Source organism: Marinomonas phaeophyticola, from assembly GCF_026966905.1.
In the GTDB taxonomy this organism is placed as follows: Bacteria; Pseudomonadota; Gammaproteobacteria; order Pseudomonadales; family Marinomonadaceae; genus Marinomonas; species Marinomonas phaeophyticola.
In genome coordinates this window covers 172,071-188,352 of sequence record NZ_JAPUBN010000011.1, presented here as the reverse complement: position 1 = coordinate 188,352, position 16,282 = coordinate 172,071, and the positions used below count along the sequence as shown (strand labels likewise).

Below are 16,282 nucleotides of genomic sequence, written 5' to 3'. Positions count from 1 at the left end.
AAAATAGCCTTTAAAAACCGCATAATCAGGTTTATTATTGAAAAATAACAATGGAATCAATTACGTTTCTAAAGTTAAAAAAAACACTATTCTTGATTAACTACGGCGAATTCCAAAAAAAGGTCATATTGTGAGCAGAAAGAATTTTCTTTTTCAAAAATCGGTAAATGCACTATTAGATATCCTAAAAAACGAATATGTGGTGGGGGATAACTTACCTTCCGACTTAACCATTGCGAACAGACTGGACGTAAGTCGCTCTACCGCTAGAAAAACCATTGATTACATGATTGAACAGGGCTTTATCGTAAAATTAGGATCACAGAAAACCCTATATGCAATGCCACAAAAAAGTCACTATTTCGCGGTAAATAAGCAAAGTATGTCGAAGGACAAACAGGTAGAAGAACACTTTTTAAACCTTATTTTGAACGGAAAAATCAAACCCGGCGACCGTTTCTCTGAATTGGAGTTAGCAAGACAGTCCAATTGCAATACGGTAACAGTAAGGGAATTTTTGATTCGATTCTCGCGTTTTGGACTCATTGAAAAAAGCCCTCGCTCCCAATGGCAAATGAAAAATTTTGACGAGCAATTTGTTGATGAACTCTATGAGGTGAGGCATTTATTTGAAATGTATTCATTGTCTAGCTTTATGCAGCTAGAAGAAACAAAACCCCATTGGCAACAATTAGAAGCACTTCTCCTTGAACATCAAGAGATTGAACCTCATATGGAAGAACGATTCCATGAATTTCCAAAGTTAGATCAAAAATTTCATACACTTATGCAATCAGCTCAGCCTAATCAATTCGTAAGTCAGTTTTACGACATTATTAGCTTTGTTTTTCATTACCATTATCAATGGGATAGAAACTCAGAAAAAGACAGGAATACGGTGGCCGTGCATGAACACATAGACATCATTAGTAAAATGCTTATGAAAGATTATCGAGGCGCTACATTAGCCTTAGAAAAACACCTTAATACAGCGAAAGAAAGCTTAAAAAATACGGCTATTCTTTAAGTTAGGAGTTCATTATTCATCGCTTAATCTCGTTCTACCCAGCGGGTTGCGGCCCAAAAAAAGACGATTGAAAAAGCGTAAAACATAACGCCAATATTGTGGCTAAACATAGATTGGGTTAATGCAAAGTCCATATAACTCATTGGAATCAATGCACCAGCTAATGCATAGGCTTTCACATTCCAATTGTGTTGATGGGATCGCACTTTATTCAGAAATAACTTCAAAGGCACAAGATACACAAGCAGAAGAAACAAGAGACCTACTATTCCTCTTAAGCTTAAAGAGGTCAGGTATTCATTATGAGCATGGGAAAAACGTAAAATAGACTCACTGATAAGCCCTTGATCAGCTAACTTTTGCTTAATGGCCACACTATGGTATTCCCCGACCCCCAATACTGGGGCCATTTTGAACATATACACTGCGCCTTTCCACATTTCAAAACGCTGTCCCACAGAATTATAAACAAAATCCCCAGTCTGATAACGTTCAATGTCGGTGACCACCTCATGCAATCGCTTCGCTACACCAAATTGAGGAACAGAAACAATACTGACACCTAACGCTATGAGTAAACACGCGCCCCAAATGCGTATTTTTTTATCTAACAAGTCCCGACTTTGCCAAAGAATAAACACACAAATAATAGGAAGAGAAATCCATCCCCCTCGAGTTCCCGATAATAATGAAGCAAATACGCCGCATAAAGCCGCCATAAATGCGAGCACGGTTAAAACGGGCGTGTTTTTCTCCGATTTAAAGTATAAGAAAGCACAAAAAGACAGACCACCTAATAAAAGAGAGGTATTACCAAACATAATAGGGTGCTCAAAACCATTGGCACGATCTTGACCTAGAACCCATCGATCAAATACCGCAAAGCAAAACGCCCCCAGTGCACCAAAGATAACCCCATACCAAAGAAAGTTTTTTTGGTATGGCAGTTTTAATAAGACAAGCAAAACGGGCAAGGCTAATAAGAATCTCATTGGGCGATCGAGCTCTCTGGTATGCCAACCGTCTAAATAGACAAAGAGAATCATACTCAAAAAGTAGGCAGCAAAAGCCATGGCTAATACTAGATCTAAGCGATCAAACGACCACTTTTTTTCTCATCGCAAGACAGAAAAACGTGCACAACAAAAATAATGGCGCTATAGAGATACCTTCATTAAGCAATAAACTTAAACCTAAAGAAGCGGCCGCCATCAACCAAGAAAGGAAGACAATAGAAGTAAAGCTGGTATTCATAGGATGTCTTTCCAGCCTATTATTTTGCATTTTTATGAGAGAAGCCACTTAATAAGGTAAACACTATTATTTTTAAATCCAACCAGATCGACCAGTTTTCGATGTAATACAAATCACAATCAATACGTTGCTGTAAATCAGAATCACCACGCCAACCGTTAATTTGAGCCCAGCCAGTAATCCCCGCTTTTACCATATGTTTTTTCATATACAGAGGGATTTCATATTTAAACTGCTCTACAAACACCGTTCTTTCTGGCCTTGGTCCAACAATGGACATGTCGCCTTTAAGCACATTAATAAACTGAGGGAGCTCATCTAAACTCGTACGACGAATAAAGCGCCCAAATCGAGTCACTTTCATACTTTCTGCGCCCCCCCAGGTAACACCATCCAGCTCACTGTCTACTTCCATCGATCGAAATTTCAACATATTAAATGATCGGCTATTCCAGCTAACACGCTCTTGTCGATAAAATACCGGCCCCTTTGAAGAAAGCTTCACTCCAATAGCTAACATCAACATTAAAGGGCTAATAAAAAGTAAGATCACAGAAGCTAGAACTTTATCCTCAAGCCACTTAAGTACTCTATTTTTCCCCTCTAGCATGGGAGAGGTAGAAAGATTAATTAACGGCAACCCCGCTACTTCTGTTATAGAGTGGTTCAATAATTGAAAGCCAAATATATCCGGTACAATACGTATCGTCACCGTTGTCGTGGCCAATAAGGTTTGGGTTTTTTCCATTTTCTGAACTTCCCCTAAAGGTAAGGTAATCCAGACTTGGTCAACCCCTCGCTCATGGACAATTTTTTCCACATCGTCAATAGAGCCTAATATGGGGTATTCTGGGTTTTGCACAGAAGACGTTGGTTCATCATCAATAAAACCCACAACTGATAGCCCAAGATTTGGATTTTGTTGAAGTTTATCAATAACTCTTAAACCAAGATCACCATTTCCCACTAATAAAATGCGACGAATATTACGGCCTTTAGCTCGCCAATAACCAAGCGTTCTCCGCACAGATATTCTCATTATGGCAATAAACATAAGCGACCAAACAAACCAAGAAAACACCCACATCCTCGGAAGAGAATCACCATATTGGGTAACATAAGCGGATAAAATAATTAATAAGAAGGTAACGACATGAGACCAGAAAACCAAACTGGCCTCAGTTGTAGAGTTGGTTCCCCTCCAGCCTTGATAAGCCCCTAACGAGCTATAAGCAACCTGCCCCATTAACACACCAACGAGCACGCTATTATAAAAGTAACCACCAAAGTAGTTGTGATCAAAAAACCAATAGAAAGAACAAAAACCGGCTGTAATAATCCCTACAGCATCCAATATGCGGAGAGTGATACCTATGGATGCACTGTGCTCTTTTAAACCACGACCTGATTTCACTGTATATATTCTCGAAGACAAAACATGATAAGTAACCGCCCAAAATACACTAATCCACTACAACTGAATAGAGATTAATAGATAAATTTCTACTTTACGATCAACGCTTTCCCCCATAACAAATCCACGTAAAGCGCCATTAACAGGAAAGAAAATCGCAAAAGATGGCAATGGAGTAGTAACTAAAAAACCGAATATAGAGAGATAATTTACACGATTAAAACATAAGATTAAGTGTTTCTGATCACATAAAATACGTCCTTGCATGTTACACTACGCGCCATATTTTTTAAGTTGTATTGGAGATAACTTATGACTCGCTACGTACCTCTACAGCGATCAGTACATAACAAAGCTGGCTATACTCCCAGCATTAATATGAAATACGCGGCCATGATGACAACGGTGCCGCTATTAAGGGAAGAGTTATCTCATGTAATACAGCACATGAGCATTGCCTTTCAAAAACGTTCAAATGCACACGATAATACAGAATCATTTGAGTTAGTCGGCTTACAATCTTTAAAGCCAAACGAGAACCTTTTTGTGCTTCCAGATGGCCGTTGGTTAGGAGGATATAAACCTGCATTTTATAGAGCTTATCCCTTTTCACTAGAGGCAGATAAAGATTCGACTCAGTTACAGCTTTGCGTTGAAGAAAGTGCGGTTAAATTTGAACTTGCGCAAGACGATCTAGCCTTTTTTAAAGATGAAACAAATTTATCTGATCATATGATGAATTTCGTTAAGTTTTTAGAAAAAGCACTAAATGGACGAAAAAGCACATTAAGCTTAATGTCTGCATTACAACAAGCTAATTTAATTACTCCCTGGTCTATAACTTATTCCGAAGAAGAAGAGGATGGTGCCACAGTAGAAAAAGCACTCAATGGTTTATATCATATAGACATAAAAGCTTTAGCGAATCTAACACCGGAGATGGCCGCTAAGCTAAATAAAACTGGGGCATTAGAAATAGCTTATGCTCAAGTTTTTTCTGAGCCAAGATGCAAAGGTCTATCAACACTCCAAAAGGTCCACAAAGATCTGCAACAACACCAAAATAGCATAGAGAAAGAGCCAGACTTAGATGAAATTTTTGGAGAGAAGGATGAATTCTTCAGCTTTTAATAGATAATTTCACAATCAATCCTTGTTTTTAATCTTACAACCCATATTAAAACGCCAATGTTTGGTTTGTTTGATTAAAAACAAGAAACACCATTTCGAGTACATTCCATTTTTCATTGCATACTCATCCTAAGCGTGTTTAATGAAAAATGGTTATACCAACAATTTAAACTGAGATAACCATGAGCAACACCACTGTAAAAGACGACCTCACCGGCGCCCTCAAAGCCAGCAAACGAGGGTTTATCGCTGCTGGATTTTTTAGCTTATTTATTAACTTATTAATGCTAACGTCTCCACTATATATGCTTCAAGTATATGACCGCGTGGTTGCTTCACGCAGTTTGGAAACCCTGTTCTTTCTAACTATGATTATGGTGTTGATGTTCAGTGTGATGGGCACATTGGAGTGGGTTCGCTCACGTATACTGGTAAGACTAAGTAACCAGATGGATCAGTACTTAAGTCAACGAGTCTACTCTGCTATGTTCGAATTAGGTGTACGCTCCCCTAATCAACGTACATCTCAGCCATTAAGTGACTTAACCAGCTTACGTCAATTTATGACGGGCAATGGTTTATTCGCCTTCTTTGATGCGCCTTGGATGCCCATCTACATTGGTTTACTGTTTATATTCCACCCTGCATTTGGTTGGTTTTCACTAGGCGCAGCGATCGTCCTAATTATTGTTGCTGTTTTTAATGAGAAAACAACAAAAAAACTACTCACTGAAGCCAATGGCGAAAACGTTAAAGCACAAAGCCTCGCTACTGGAAACTTAAGAAATGCGGAAGTGTTGCATGCGATGGGGATGCTGCCAAATATTATGGGGCGTTGGTACCAACAACATCAAACCTTCCTAGAGAAACAAACCAATGCGAGCGATAAAGCGGGTATTTTCTCTAACTTAAGTAAAGTCTTAAGAATGATTTTTCAGTCTCTTATCTTAGGCCTAGGTGCTTATTTCGTTGTCATCAATGAAATGTCGCCAGGTATGATGATCGCAGGCTCTATCTTAATGGGACGCGCACTTGCACCTGTCGACCTTATCATAAACAGCTGGACAGGATTTAATAATGCTCGCGCATCGTACGGTCGATTGTCAGAAGTATTAAAAGCGATTCCTGCAAATGAACGTAATATGCAATTACCAACGCCAACAGGTCGAGTTGATGTAGAAAATCTTTTAGTCATACCGCCTGCATCAAAGACGCCTGCTCTTAGAGGCGTCAATCTTGAAGTTCAAGTTGGAGAGCTTGTTGGTATTGTTGGACCAAGTGCCGCAGGCAAATCAACACTTGCACGTGCATTACTTGGTATTTGGCCAGCATCAAATGGTGCCGTTAGGATTGATGGCGCCGAAATACAACATTACAACCGTGATGAATTAGGTCCACATATTGGTTATCTACCCCAAGATATTGAGCTTTTTAATGGTACAGTTAGTGAAAACATCGCTCGCTTTAGTGAAGTAGATGCAGACAAAGTTGTCTTAGCCGCTAAAAAAGCAGGTGTTCATGAGCTTATATTAAGACTACCCAATGCTTATGACACAATTATAGGTACTGACTCTGGTGCGCTTTCTGGCGGACAAAGACAGCGTATCGGTCTAGCAAGAGCATTATACGGCACGCCAAAGGTAGTGATCTTAGATGAGCCAAACTCCAATCTGGATGAGCAAGGTGAGCAAGCACTCGCTCAAACGCTACAAATATTAAAAGCACAAAAGACAACTACGTTTGTAATCAGTCATCGCACTTCCATTCTTCGCAGTATTGATAAATTGCTTGTTATGCGTGAAGGGCAAGTTCAATTTTTTGGGCCTAGAGACGAGGTAATGAAAAAGTTAGCCGTACAGAAGGCTGAGCAAGAAAAATTATCTCAAGCCCCAGCTTAACGCTATTTAGAGCCAACCCATAAATTACTTTCCCCTAATGCAAGCGCATTAGGGGAAGAATAAAGAGAAAGACAATGACTAAGCCAACAGATACAGGAAAAGACCGCTACGAAGGTCAAGAAGTAGAAGACGCCGTTATTTCTGAAATGCCTAACGAATCGTCAAACAAGAACAACGATGATGAGGATACCCGTTCTGAGGATGAGCGCGTTGCTGCAGCACAAACCATTGTACCGTTTAATCAAAGCGCACCCCAAGCATCACAATCTAAATCAACAGTACCAACAGACGATAAAAAATACGTCAAGTTTGGGATCATCTTTTTGGTGTTAACACTTGGTTTGTTTTCGGTATGGGCAGGTTTTGCGCCTTTAAGCAGTGCACTCGTTTCTCAAGGTGAAGTTGTTGTAGACAGCTATCGCAAGTCTATTCAGCACTTTGAAGGTGGTATTGTTGAAGATATTTTTGTTCATAACGGTGATAAAGTCACGGCTGGACAGCCGCTTATACAACTAGAAACCACTCAAATTGAAGCTCAGTATAACAGCAGTCAAAAACGTTTGTTTACTGCCAAAGCAGAATTAGAACGTTTATATGCTGAACAAAATTTTGACACTAACTTGGTTTTTTCTGAAGAACTATTAAGCCACTCAGAAAAAGATAAAGACATTGCAAACGCATTGATACAACAGCAACAACTGCTTAAAGCAAGACTCAGTTCATTCAATCAAGAAAAGCAAGCCTTCCAAACACAAGTAACTCAAACACAAGAGCAAATTAAAGGACTAAATGAACAAATCGATATTCAAGAACAACAAGTAACATTATTAGAAGAAGAAGAGATCGCCTTTAGTACTCTTTTTGAAGAAGGGTTAGGTGATGGTCAGCGCTCTAGAGAGCTAAAACGCACCATTCTTTCCGCTAAGAATGAAATTGGTCGTTTGAGATCCAATATTGCACAGCTTAATTTACAGATAACTGAGACAGAGCTTAAAATTGCAACCCGTACTCAAGAGTATTTAAAAGACGTAGGGGAACGCATAAAAGTCACACAGAACAGCTATTATGATAATCAAGAGCGCCTAGCCATTGCCTCGGACCGAGTAAGACGCACAACAATAACAGCACCAGAGAATGGCATTATAGTAGATCTTCAAATCCATACAATCGGCAGTGTAGCACCTCCTGGTCAAACATTACTTGATTTAGTCCCTTTAACTGATTCGTTTGTCGTAGAAGCTAAATTGATGCCTCAAGACATTAACGAAGTGTATATTGGACAAATGGCAGATATTCGTTTCTCTGCTTTTGATGCTCGAATTACTAAAGTTATTGAGGGAGAGGTAATCAATGTCTCTGCTGATAGACTTCTAAATGAGCGAGATCAAATGCCCTACTACCTTGCTCGCATCAAAGTGACCAAAAAAGGAGCTAAAGATATGGCAGAAAGCCTTGCTGAAGGAATGGGCCTTAAACCTGGGATGCCTGCAGAAGTAATGATTCGTCGCGGAGAAAGAACCATGTTTAGTTATTTACTTAAACCCATTACTGACAGCTTTGCTCGTAGTCTAAAGGAGAAGTAAATGTTAATTTTTAATCGAGTAAGAGCTTACTTTAATTCTGCTCAAACACGACAGCTTACCATTTTAATGCTATTTGCTGCAGCAAGTACAACAAATGCTTCTTCTATACCTAATGGCTTTGAAGAAGCATTAGAAGCAGCTACAAATAATGACCCAAGCCTTAGAAAGGCTTTCTATCAGTATCAAGCAACGCAACAAGAAGGTGATATTAGTTTTGCTAACTTATTACCAGATATTCGTTTAACGGCGGGCTATCAATATGAAGATTCGGATAATATTTATACTGATGAAAATTCGAGCTCATATGATCCAGATTTACCTAGATCAGGAGGTGAGTTAGTTGACTATTATTGGAGACTAAGTCTAAGACAGCCTCTGTTCGATTATTCGTCGTACCAAGGTTATAAACGCGATTTAGCTTATGTAGAAGAAGCTAGATTTCGCTATGAAAGAGCGGAACAAGAATTAGTCTACAGAGTTGCTGAACAATATCTTAGCGTACTATTTGCGTCTCAAAGTGTATTTTTAAATCAAGAAAAGCTTGAAGCATTAGAGCTCAAGCTTACACAAGAAACACGGACCCAAGAGTTAGGTGTTGGTAATAAACTCAACGTATTAAGAGCAACATCAAGTCGTGATTTGGCTCGCAGTGACTTACTCAATTCACAAAGCCAACTTAAAGATGCCAAAACACTTCTACAAAATATGACAGGTCTTGATATTCAAATACCAGAATCTTGGATTCAAAATGGCCATAAATTAAACCCAGATTTACTTGTTGGCGATGAAGATGAATGGATTACTACAATTCACAACAACGCAAATATTAAGCAAGCAAAAAGTAGCATCAGAAAGCAAGAATATGGAGTTTCAGCTCGAGAAGCCCAGCATTTACCAACATTATCATTCAATTTAAGTTATTTAGATAAAGCATCTGATGATGATTTAAGAACAAGAGAAGATCTGGTCGCTGCACTCGAATTCAGCATGCCAATATACTCAGGCGGCCGTATACAAGCGAACATACGAAAAGCTGCAGCAGAACTATTAGCAGTACAAGTTGATTTAGAATATCTACTATCAGAAAAAACTCAGTTAGTACAACTTTCGTATAACCGTTTAATCTCTTTTAAAGATAGACTAAATGCTTTAATTGCATCAGAGGAATCTAGCAGAGCCCTTTTAGAAGCCGCAGAGCGTCAGCAGACATTAAATCTTGGCGATCAAATAGAAGTGCTTGAAGCAAGAACTCAACTAGTGGATATTCAAATTCAATTTGCTAAAACGCTTAATGATTATCTATTAGCAGACTTAAACCTTCGCTTAGAAACTGGTCAATTAGATCACTCTAGACTAGAGAAATACGATAGTTTGTTTGAGTTAGCAACTCGCTAACAAATACCAGATGAACAATAAAAAAGGCCGACGTCAAACCTCGGCCTTTTTGGTTTTTTTCGATTCAGTCCATCAGATCACCTTCAACAAACTTTATCCATTTAGGTAAAATGATGCGTTGTAAATCGTACTTCTCTTGCATTAATTTGCGTGCGCTTTTTCTCATATCCAAATATTTTTCAGGGTTTAGCACAACGTCCTGAACTTGTTTTAGCAAGCTATTTTGATCAAAAAAATCCACCAATAGACCATCCACACCAGAGGTAATAATCTCCTCTACTGGCGTCGTTGAAGAAGCAACAAGTACACAACCGACGGACATAGCCTCCAACATAGACCAAGATAAAACGAAAGGGTAGGTTAAATAAACATGCACAGAAGAGACCTGCAACACTTTTAAATATTCAACATACGGAAGCTTCCCAGTAAAATGCACTTTAGTCCAATCAACAGCCACATCAATTTGACTTAAGGAATTTAATTCTTTTATGTATTTTTGTTTATAAGTAAGACCATTAGACAACTTAGACCCATAGCTCACATCATTACCACCCACGATAATAATATGGGCATCAGGACACATTAACTGCATTTTAGGCAGCGCTCTCATAAACTGATGAAAGCCTCTATATGGCTCTAAATTACGTGAAACAAAAGTAATTATTTGATTATCCTTGGTAAATTCATGCTCGCAAATTTTTAACACAACCTCCGCATTAGGCTTGAATATATCAGTATCAATACCTTCATGAAGCTCACGGATCTTAGGTAAAAATTCGCTAGGATAAAGCGATCTCTGCCATGCCGTTGGGCTGACCGCTAAATCACATTGCAGTAATCCTAAAAGCTGAGTCGAGTTTCGAATGGGCATTTTAAATTCATTATCAAAACTGGATGGAAATTCTGGATCGAACCCTACATCCGCCCCATTACTATGATAAAAATACTCACAGTAATGAATAATGCGTGCAGTCGGAAACACTTGTCGAATAAACAATGCTTCGCCCCAACCCGAGTGCGCCACAATGACATCAGGCTTAATGCCTTTTTCTTTTAAGCCGATAAGAGAGCGAACCACCACCTGACCTCGACGAATATGCTGCTCGTGCTCTTTTAAATAATGATGTGTTTTTTCTCCTCCAGAGGAAGTAAATTCATACCCATAACACAAAATATTTGGAAACAATGACAGTGAACGCTTTATATTTTTAACTTCCCCTAACCCAATCACCTTGTGCTCTTTTTTCTCAGATAAAGACTGAGCAACATGGCGAAATTGAGCGGGAAAGTTCTGGTGAATAAATAAAAAAATCATTATCTAACGTGTTTCCTAGTAAAAAACATAGCTGTAACATCAGCCAGCCCCAAATTAATAACATAAAAAGCCAAATGCACTGGAAAGCCTCGGTCATCGACACAATTAGAATACAAAACACACTTATTATGCGAATACCAAGAAAAAAAGCCATTCAAATTCTTATAGAATGCAAACGCAATAAAGTCCTTCTGTAGAGGCCTAATAGAACCGGACACCTTTTTAATAACCATTGTCTTGATCAACTGATCCGCGCCCTCTGAGGCGATGCATCAATTTATCCTAAAGCTTATACTTTTTAGATGGCTGTCAGATACGGTCAGCTTTATAAAAAATTGAGATTAGAATCAAGTATTACAGTTAATTGATTCTAGCTATCTCCTCTCACAAATCAAACACGCGTTAAGTGACGATGGTGACCTGTTGCTATACGGCTGTGAAGCCGGCGAAGAAGACCACCTCATCCGGCAACTGGCGTTGTTAACCTACGCCGATGTCGCGGCCTCTACAGACAAAACCGGCGGCACGCAGATCAGTGGTATCTGGGTATTAGAAAAAAATAAGCTCTATTGAGAGAGCTTTACCTAAAACACAACCTGCTCTGGAAGAATTCAACTCGTTATTGGCATCTGCGAACCTAACAGATGAGAATAAATCACCCTCTTTATAGGATGGAGACGATACCATTAATGCCTCGGTTGAACGCTCACTCAACGCTGGCGATATCATTGATGATGGTGATGGTTTTAGAGTGGACTTAGCCACTCGTATTGGTGAGCCTGTAGAGCCATCTACCGTCAAAGCCGCGGGGTTTAACAAGACTCTAGCCCTCCCATATTTTCCATACAAAAGGTAACGCTTACCCACAGCGTTACCTTTTCTTAAATTCTAGTCACAGAGCACTTTTTAAACCTTTCTTTTTAGCGTATCGTACCTTGCTGATTAACCAGAACGATTTACATGAGGCTAAGCATGCTTAACACGCCCTTTTTTTGTTGGCTGATCATTTCCTTCGCCTCTTTGATCTCCTCCTCACTCTACGCCACCTTTGACGGTCAAAATAGTATTACACCAAGATTCCAGTTTTATGTTGATCAAAGTGGTCAACAAGTATTTGATGATATAATTCATTTACCCGAAGCCTCTTTTGAACACGCCCCTGACGCAGGTTATGTCGGTGGTTACAACCGTTTTGTTCATTGGTTACGCTTCACTGTACCCGCCTCAGATAAAGCGGGTGAAACATTAATTCTACGAACATACCCAACCTATACAGATACCATAACCCTTCATATGCCAAATTCGGTGCCGTCACTCTATACCCACATGCTAAATGGAGAACAGGTAGAAAATCGGGACATCAAAACCGATAAAGCATTTATTTTTGAATTTACTTCAACAACTGAGCCAAGAACATTTTATTTAAGTACTCAATCAACGAATACCAATACCATTGTTGCCACACTCTATAACAAGTATGGGTATGCGCGTGCGCTACGAATTGACTACCTTCTATCAGGTTTATTTATAGGATTGTTAGTAACTCTCATCTTCTTAAACCTTGGCTACACTCGATGGAGTATAGATAAGGTTTTTCGTTATTACTTATTGTTTGTAATCTCTTCATTATTGGTTTTTCTTGCCATTAATCGGTTCTTGTTTCTTCCAAGTGAATGGCGCACTTTAGAAAGTCAGCTTCCTCAAGCAACAACGTTGTTCTATATGTGGTCATTAGCACTTTTGTACCACGCCCTATTTGAATTTAATAAGCACCGTCTACAACGTATTCTATCTTATACTTATCAGTTACTCAGTTTCATTGGGATCATTACTTTAGTGTACGGTGTCTATGTCGAGTATATGCCATGGTTTATGATGAGCACTATTATTTATTTAATATGGATTACGTATATTGCCTTTATGCAAGCCTTAAAGCGCTACCGTGATAGTGGCTTATTATTCTTTGCTGTCGTGTTTGGGTTTACTGGTATCTTAGGCACAGCCCTATCACTCGTTGGAATCTTATCTGGTGGCATGGTATTGCTGCACTCCTATACCGCGGGCACGCTGGCCAGCATCCTAGTATTACAACGTATTATGAGCAGTCGTATTCGTGAATTTGAAAAAAATCACATGGCACTGCAGCTAGAAAAGAACCATATTCAAGACCTCGTGACTAGAGAGAGACAAGAAAAAGAGAAAAAAGCACAGTTCATTAGCATGCTTTCCCATGAACTTAAAACGCCTTTGTCCGTAATCCAGATGGGATTAAACCAACCAACATTGTCAACGATTGGCCACCGTCATGTGATACAAGCCATCAAGGACATGAGTGTCGTTATTGATCGCTGCTCGATCTTAGAAAAAGTAGAAGACAAAGTTAATACTCGCTTCCAGATCATTGAAATGGTAGAATTTTTGAACGTTTTAATATCGCAGACTCAAGCAAAAGAGCGAATAAACAGTTATTTTAATACCAGTCAACATTTGATAGAAAGCGATCCAGACTGGCTCAAAGTCATTATTAATAACTTATTGGACAATGCGTTAAAATACAGTCCAGATCAGAGTATGATTGACATCTCTACGCACTCTTTTTCTAATCGAGCCTGCATAAAAATCACCAATATTACAGAGTTAGGTTTACCGAATACAGAGAAAATGTATGACAAATACTATAGAGGGAAAAGCGCTCACAGTAAAACAGGATCAGGACTGGGGCTTTATATAGTAAAACAATTATCTCTTCAGCTTAATGCCAGTATTGAGTATCAAGCCACTTCTAACCTCGACGAAACGAATATTCATAAAGTAACCATGATCTTATGCCTACCCGAAACGAAATAACGATTCTACTCGTAGAAGATCACCAAGGACTCAGAGAAATGATTACTGAGACCTTAGAGCGTTTAGGCTACCAAATCGATTCTTTTGAGTCATCGGAAGCCGCTCTCGAAGTTTGGCCCAAAACAAGCCATATCGCTATTTTAGACATTAACCTTCCTGGTGAAAATGGCTTATACCTCGCAAGAAAGCTCAGAGAGGAGTCACCAAGTATCGGTGTTATTATCATGACGGTGCGCAATCAACTCTCAGATAAACTTGCAGGCTATGATGCAGGAGGTGATGTTTATTTACCCAAACCGGTTGCACTTGAAGAGCTGGACGCCGCCATTCAGGCTCTTGCTCGGCGTATTCCGACAATACAAATCTATGATTTATGGCTTCAGAGTAATACTTTTAAGCTAAGCAATCGCCATCAAGAAAGCCTAACCCTTTCATCCAATGAGTGTCGCCTACTTACCGCATTCACCCTCGCACCTGAAAACCGTCTGGAATACTGGGAATTAGCCGAAACTTTGGAGCTTAACCTCGACAGTGACACTCTTCGTAGCAATTTAGAAAAGCGTATTTCCCGTCTTCGCAAGAAGCTCGATACACTTTTCCCTCAGAGTAAAACCATAACAGCATTACGTAACTACGGTTATCAACTTAACCTCTCCGTACATATCATTTAATACGCTACTAGTGGCATCCCTTAGGTCAACGACATGCTTTATTAGCCGCCTTATCAGATAAAAAATGCCCTAATACTCCGCACACATCAGATGTATAACCTTCTCAACAGCCATAGTAAAGAGCTAAACACCGTCCACTGATATGACTATTGTTGCCAACGTAGACCCATTAATTTCTTATAAAAGGCCGATACAATAAAGCCATATTCATGATTATCCGTTTAGAAAATTACATTTTTCACAAAGCCGTCAGGTACGGTCAGCTTTATAAAAAGGTTTAGATTAGAATCAAGTATTACAGTTAATTGATTCTAGACATCACCTCTTAAAAAATATTAGAAAGGGTTACTAATGGCCATATCGACTTACACTTCAACCTTGGTTAAGCAATCAAACGAGAAATTAAATAACACTGCCACGGAGATTATTTTCATTGAAGATAATGTGGCCGACTATCAGTCCCTAGTGGATGGCACGGCTCCTGGTGTCGAGGTCGTCTTACTCGACAGCCGAGGGGATGGCTTAGTGCAAATGGCGGATTTTTTGGCCGATCGACAAAACATTGACAGCATTCACCTCATTAGTCACGGTGCAGAAGGCCAGCTCAACCTTGGCAGTAACACCTTATCCTCAGATACCCTAGTCGATAACGCTTCTCTCCTCTCGAAAATCAAACACGCGTTAAGTGACGATGGTGACCTGTTACTATACGGCTGTGAAGTCGGCGAAGAAGACCACTTCATCCGCCAACTGGCGTTGTTAACCGACGCCGATGTCGCGGCCTCTACAGACAAAACCGGCGGCACACAGCTCGGTGGTAACTGGGTATTAGAAAACCAAATTGGCCATATTGAGAGTACTTTACCTATAACAAAAACTGCTTTGTTTACTTTTAACAGTTTACTTCTTATCGAAGGAGATACAGAGGACAATAATCTCGAAGGCACAGAAGGATCCGATAGAATATTTGGGCGCGGTGGTAATGATACTATTAAAGGGTTGGGAGGCAATGATTATCTATATGGTCATCCAGGAGATGACTCTATAGAAGGGGGAATGGCAATGATACTATTGATGGAGGTGCTGGCAATGATACTATTTATGGAGATGATGGCAATGACACACTCAACGTTGGCTTAGGAAATGACTCACTTTACGGTGGGTCGGATGATGACACCTTCATTACCGCAGAAAACTCACTTCAAGCAGAAGACGTAATCGACGGTGGTTCGGGTAATGACACATTATCTATTGAGGGCTCTCATTCAAACTACACTAGTTTAAATTCAAGCACCGTAACCAATATAGAAACGATTACCATCTTGGCAGGAGTACAAAAATTTAGTTTTCATGATGATACCATCAACTCAGCAGCCACACTCACGATAAACGGCTCAGCCAACAACGACCCAATGTATCTTAGTTTTAATAATGAAACAGACGGTACGGTTTCAATAACAAGCGGTTCAGGCAATGACACCCTAACAGGGGGGGCAGGTAATGACTCCTTAAGTGGAGAAGACGGCAATGACTCTTTAAGAGGAGAAGACGGCGATGACTCCTTAGATGGAGGGAACGGCAATGACACCTTACATGGAGGTGAAGGGGGGACACCCTATCAGGAGAAGGCGGTAACGACAATCTAATCGGATGGAACGGCGACGACACCCTATCCGGAGGAGAAGGCGACGATACTCTATCCGGAGGTTACGGCAACGACACCCTATCCGGAGGGAAAGGGAATGAT

General features: G+C 39.8%; 16 protein-coding genes and 1 pseudogene. 11 read left to right on the top strand and 6 right to left on the bottom strand.

What is annotated here, in order from left to right; all coding sequences use genetic code 11:
• Nucleotides 1–130: 130 nt before the first annotated feature.
• Nucleotides 131–1,027 carry a GntR family transcriptional regulator gene (locus O1D97_RS04785; protein ID WP_269123299.1) on the top strand — a complete coding sequence of 299 codons (897 nt, stop codon included), beginning with the start codon at nucleotides 131–133 and terminating at the stop codon, nucleotides 1,025–1,027.
• 23 nt (nucleotides 1,028–1,050) lie between these two features.
• Here the strand turns inward: O1D97_RS04785 and O1D97_RS04780 are convergent, their stop codons facing one another.
• From O1D97_RS04780 to O1D97_RS04765, 4 genes are read right to left on the bottom strand one after another with little or no spacing between them, the layout of a single operon-like run.
• Complete coding sequence (locus O1D97_RS04780; protein ID WP_269123298.1) at nucleotides 1,051–2,100, bottom strand: O-antigen ligase family protein; 1,050 nt, start codon at nucleotides 2,098–2,100, stop codon at nucleotides 1,051–1,053.
• A gap of 22 nt (nucleotides 2,101–2,122) precedes the next feature.
• The gene (locus O1D97_RS04775; RefSeq protein WP_269123296.1) at nucleotides 2,123–2,281 is read right to left on the bottom strand and encodes a hypothetical protein; all 159 of its coding nucleotides are present in this window, start codon (nucleotides 2,279–2,281) and stop codon (nucleotides 2,123–2,125) included.
• Between the two features lie 19 nt (nucleotides 2,282–2,300).
• Nucleotides 2,301–3,695 carry an undecaprenyl-phosphate glucose phosphotransferase gene (locus tag O1D97_RS04770; RefSeq protein ID WP_269123294.1) on the bottom strand — a complete coding sequence of 465 codons (1,395 nt, stop codon included), beginning with the start codon at nucleotides 3,693–3,695 and terminating at the stop codon, nucleotides 2,301–2,303.
• 57 nt (nucleotides 3,696–3,752) lie between these two features.
• Nucleotides 3,753–3,962, bottom strand: a complete 210-nt coding sequence (locus tag O1D97_RS04765) for a hypothetical protein (protein WP_269123292.1) — start codon at nucleotides 3,960–3,962, stop codon at nucleotides 3,753–3,755.
• A 45-nt stretch (nucleotides 3,963–4,007) separates the two neighbouring features.
• Here O1D97_RS04765 and O1D97_RS04760 point away from each other — a divergent pair, with 45 nt between their 5' ends.
• The 4 genes from O1D97_RS04760 to O1D97_RS04745 all read left to right on the top strand — a co-directional run bounded on the left by O1D97_RS04760 (nucleotide 4,008) and on the right by O1D97_RS04745 (nucleotide 9,702).
• Complete coding sequence (locus tag O1D97_RS04760) at nucleotides 4,008–4,826, top strand: SapC family protein (RefSeq protein ID WP_269123290.1); 819 nt, start codon at nucleotides 4,008–4,010, stop codon at nucleotides 4,824–4,826.
• Nucleotides 4,827–5,008: 182 nt separating this feature from the next.
• Nucleotides 5,009–6,724 (top strand): type I secretion system permease/ATPase, encoded by a 1,716-nt coding sequence (locus O1D97_RS04755; protein ID WP_269123288.1) that lies wholly within the window; start codon nucleotides 5,009–5,011, stop codon nucleotides 6,722–6,724.
• A 74-nt stretch (nucleotides 6,725–6,798) separates the two neighbouring features.
• Nucleotides 6,799–8,307, top strand: a complete 1,509-nt coding sequence (locus O1D97_RS04750) for an HlyD family type I secretion periplasmic adaptor subunit (RefSeq protein WP_269123286.1) — start codon at nucleotides 6,799–6,801, stop codon at nucleotides 8,305–8,307.
• A complete protein-coding gene (locus tag O1D97_RS04745; protein ID WP_269123284.1) occupies nucleotides 8,308–9,702 on the top strand; it encodes a TolC family protein in 1,395 nt (464 codons plus the stop codon).
• Between the two features lie 64 nt (nucleotides 9,703–9,766).
• Here the strand turns inward: O1D97_RS04745 and O1D97_RS04740 are convergent, their stop codons facing one another.
• On the bottom strand, nucleotides 9,767–11,017 hold the full coding sequence (locus O1D97_RS04740; RefSeq protein WP_269123282.1) for a glycosyltransferase family 4 protein: 1,251 nt from the start codon (nucleotides 11,015–11,017) through the stop codon (nucleotides 9,767–9,769).
• 423 nt (nucleotides 11,018–11,440) lie between these two features.
• Here O1D97_RS04740 and O1D97_RS19810 point away from each other — a divergent pair, with 423 nt between their 5' ends.
• Nucleotides 11,441–11,590 carry a DUF4347 domain-containing protein gene (locus O1D97_RS19810; RefSeq protein ID WP_428981089.1) on the top strand — a complete coding sequence of 50 codons (150 nt, stop codon included), beginning with the start codon at nucleotides 11,441–11,443 and terminating at the stop codon, nucleotides 11,588–11,590.
• Here O1D97_RS19810 and O1D97_RS04735 read toward each other — a convergent pair.
• Nucleotides 11,567–11,884 (bottom strand): hypothetical protein, encoded by a 318-nt coding sequence (locus tag O1D97_RS04735; protein ID WP_269123280.1) that lies wholly within the window; start codon nucleotides 11,882–11,884, stop codon nucleotides 11,567–11,569. The genes O1D97_RS19810 and O1D97_RS04735 overlap by 24 nt on opposite strands.
• 105 nt (nucleotides 11,885–11,989) lie before the next feature.
• Between O1D97_RS04735 and O1D97_RS04730 the strand changes: the two genes are divergently transcribed.
• The 5 genes and pseudogenes from O1D97_RS04730 to O1D97_RS19800 all read left to right on the top strand — a co-directional run.
• Nucleotides 11,990–13,864, top strand: coding sequence for a sensor histidine kinase (locus tag O1D97_RS04730; RefSeq protein ID WP_269123278.1), 1,875 nt, complete (start codon nucleotides 11,990–11,992; stop codon nucleotides 13,862–13,864).
• Complete coding sequence (locus tag O1D97_RS04725) at nucleotides 13,843–14,535, top strand: response regulator transcription factor (RefSeq protein WP_269123276.1); 693 nt, start codon at nucleotides 13,843–13,845, stop codon at nucleotides 14,533–14,535. The genes O1D97_RS04730 and O1D97_RS04725 overlap by 22 nt, the downstream gene beginning before the upstream one ends.
• A gap of 351 nt (nucleotides 14,536–14,886) precedes the next feature.
• Nucleotides 14,887–15,675, top strand: a complete 789-nt coding sequence (locus O1D97_RS04720; RefSeq protein WP_269123274.1) for a DUF4347 domain-containing protein — start codon at nucleotides 14,887–14,889, stop codon at nucleotides 15,673–15,675.
• A complete protein-coding gene (locus O1D97_RS19805; RefSeq protein ID WP_428981102.1) occupies nucleotides 15,606–16,181 on the top strand; it encodes a calcium-binding protein in 576 nt (191 codons plus the stop codon). Before O1D97_RS04720 ends, O1D97_RS19805 begins: the two co-directional genes overlap by 70 nt.
• Nucleotides 16,181–16,276: pseudogene (locus tag O1D97_RS19800) on the top strand (hypothetical protein); the annotation flags it as partial. The gene O1D97_RS19805 and the pseudogene O1D97_RS19800, both read left to right, overlap by 1 nt.
• Nucleotides 16,277–16,282: the final 6 nt, after the last annotated feature.

What these genes read in the sequence shown, in the direction of transcription:
- O1D97_RS04780 (WP_269123298.1), bottom strand. Translation starts at nt 2,100, where the DNA reads ATGGCTTTTGCTGCCTACTTTTTGAGTATGATTCTCTTTGTCTATTTA.
- O1D97_RS04775 (WP_269123296.1), bottom strand. Translation starts at nt 2,281, where the DNA reads ATGAATACCAGCTTTACTTCTATTGTCTTCCTTTCTTGGTTGATGGCG.
- O1D97_RS04765 (WP_269123292.1), bottom strand. Translation starts at nt 3,962, where the DNA reads ATGCAAGGACGTATTTTATGTGATCAGAAACACTTAATCTTATGTTTT.
- O1D97_RS04760 (WP_269123290.1), top strand. Translation starts at nt 4,008, where the DNA reads ATGACTCGCTACGTACCTCTACAGCGATCAGTACATAACAAAGCTGGC.
- O1D97_RS04755 (WP_269123288.1), top strand. Translation starts at nt 5,009, where the DNA reads ATGAGCAACACCACTGTAAAAGACGACCTCACCGGCGCCCTCAAAGCC.
- O1D97_RS04750 (WP_269123286.1), top strand. Translation starts at nt 6,799, where the DNA reads ATGACTAAGCCAACAGATACAGGAAAAGACCGCTACGAAGGTCAAGAA.
- O1D97_RS04745 (WP_269123284.1), top strand. Translation starts at nt 8,308, where the DNA reads ATGTTAATTTTTAATCGAGTAAGAGCTTACTTTAATTCTGCTCAAACA.
- O1D97_RS04740 (WP_269123282.1), bottom strand. Translation starts at nt 11,017, where the DNA reads ATGATTTTTTTATTTATTCACCAGAACTTTCCCGCTCAATTTCGCCAT.
- O1D97_RS04730 (WP_269123278.1), top strand. Translation starts at nt 11,990, where the DNA reads ATGCTTAACACGCCCTTTTTTTGTTGGCTGATCATTTCCTTCGCCTCT.
- O1D97_RS04725 (WP_269123276.1), top strand. Translation starts at nt 13,843, where the DNA reads ATGCCTACCCGAAACGAAATAACGATTCTACTCGTAGAAGATCACCAA.
- O1D97_RS04720 (WP_269123274.1), top strand. Translation starts at nt 14,887, where the DNA reads ATGGCCATATCGACTTACACTTCAACCTTGGTTAAGCAATCAAACGAG.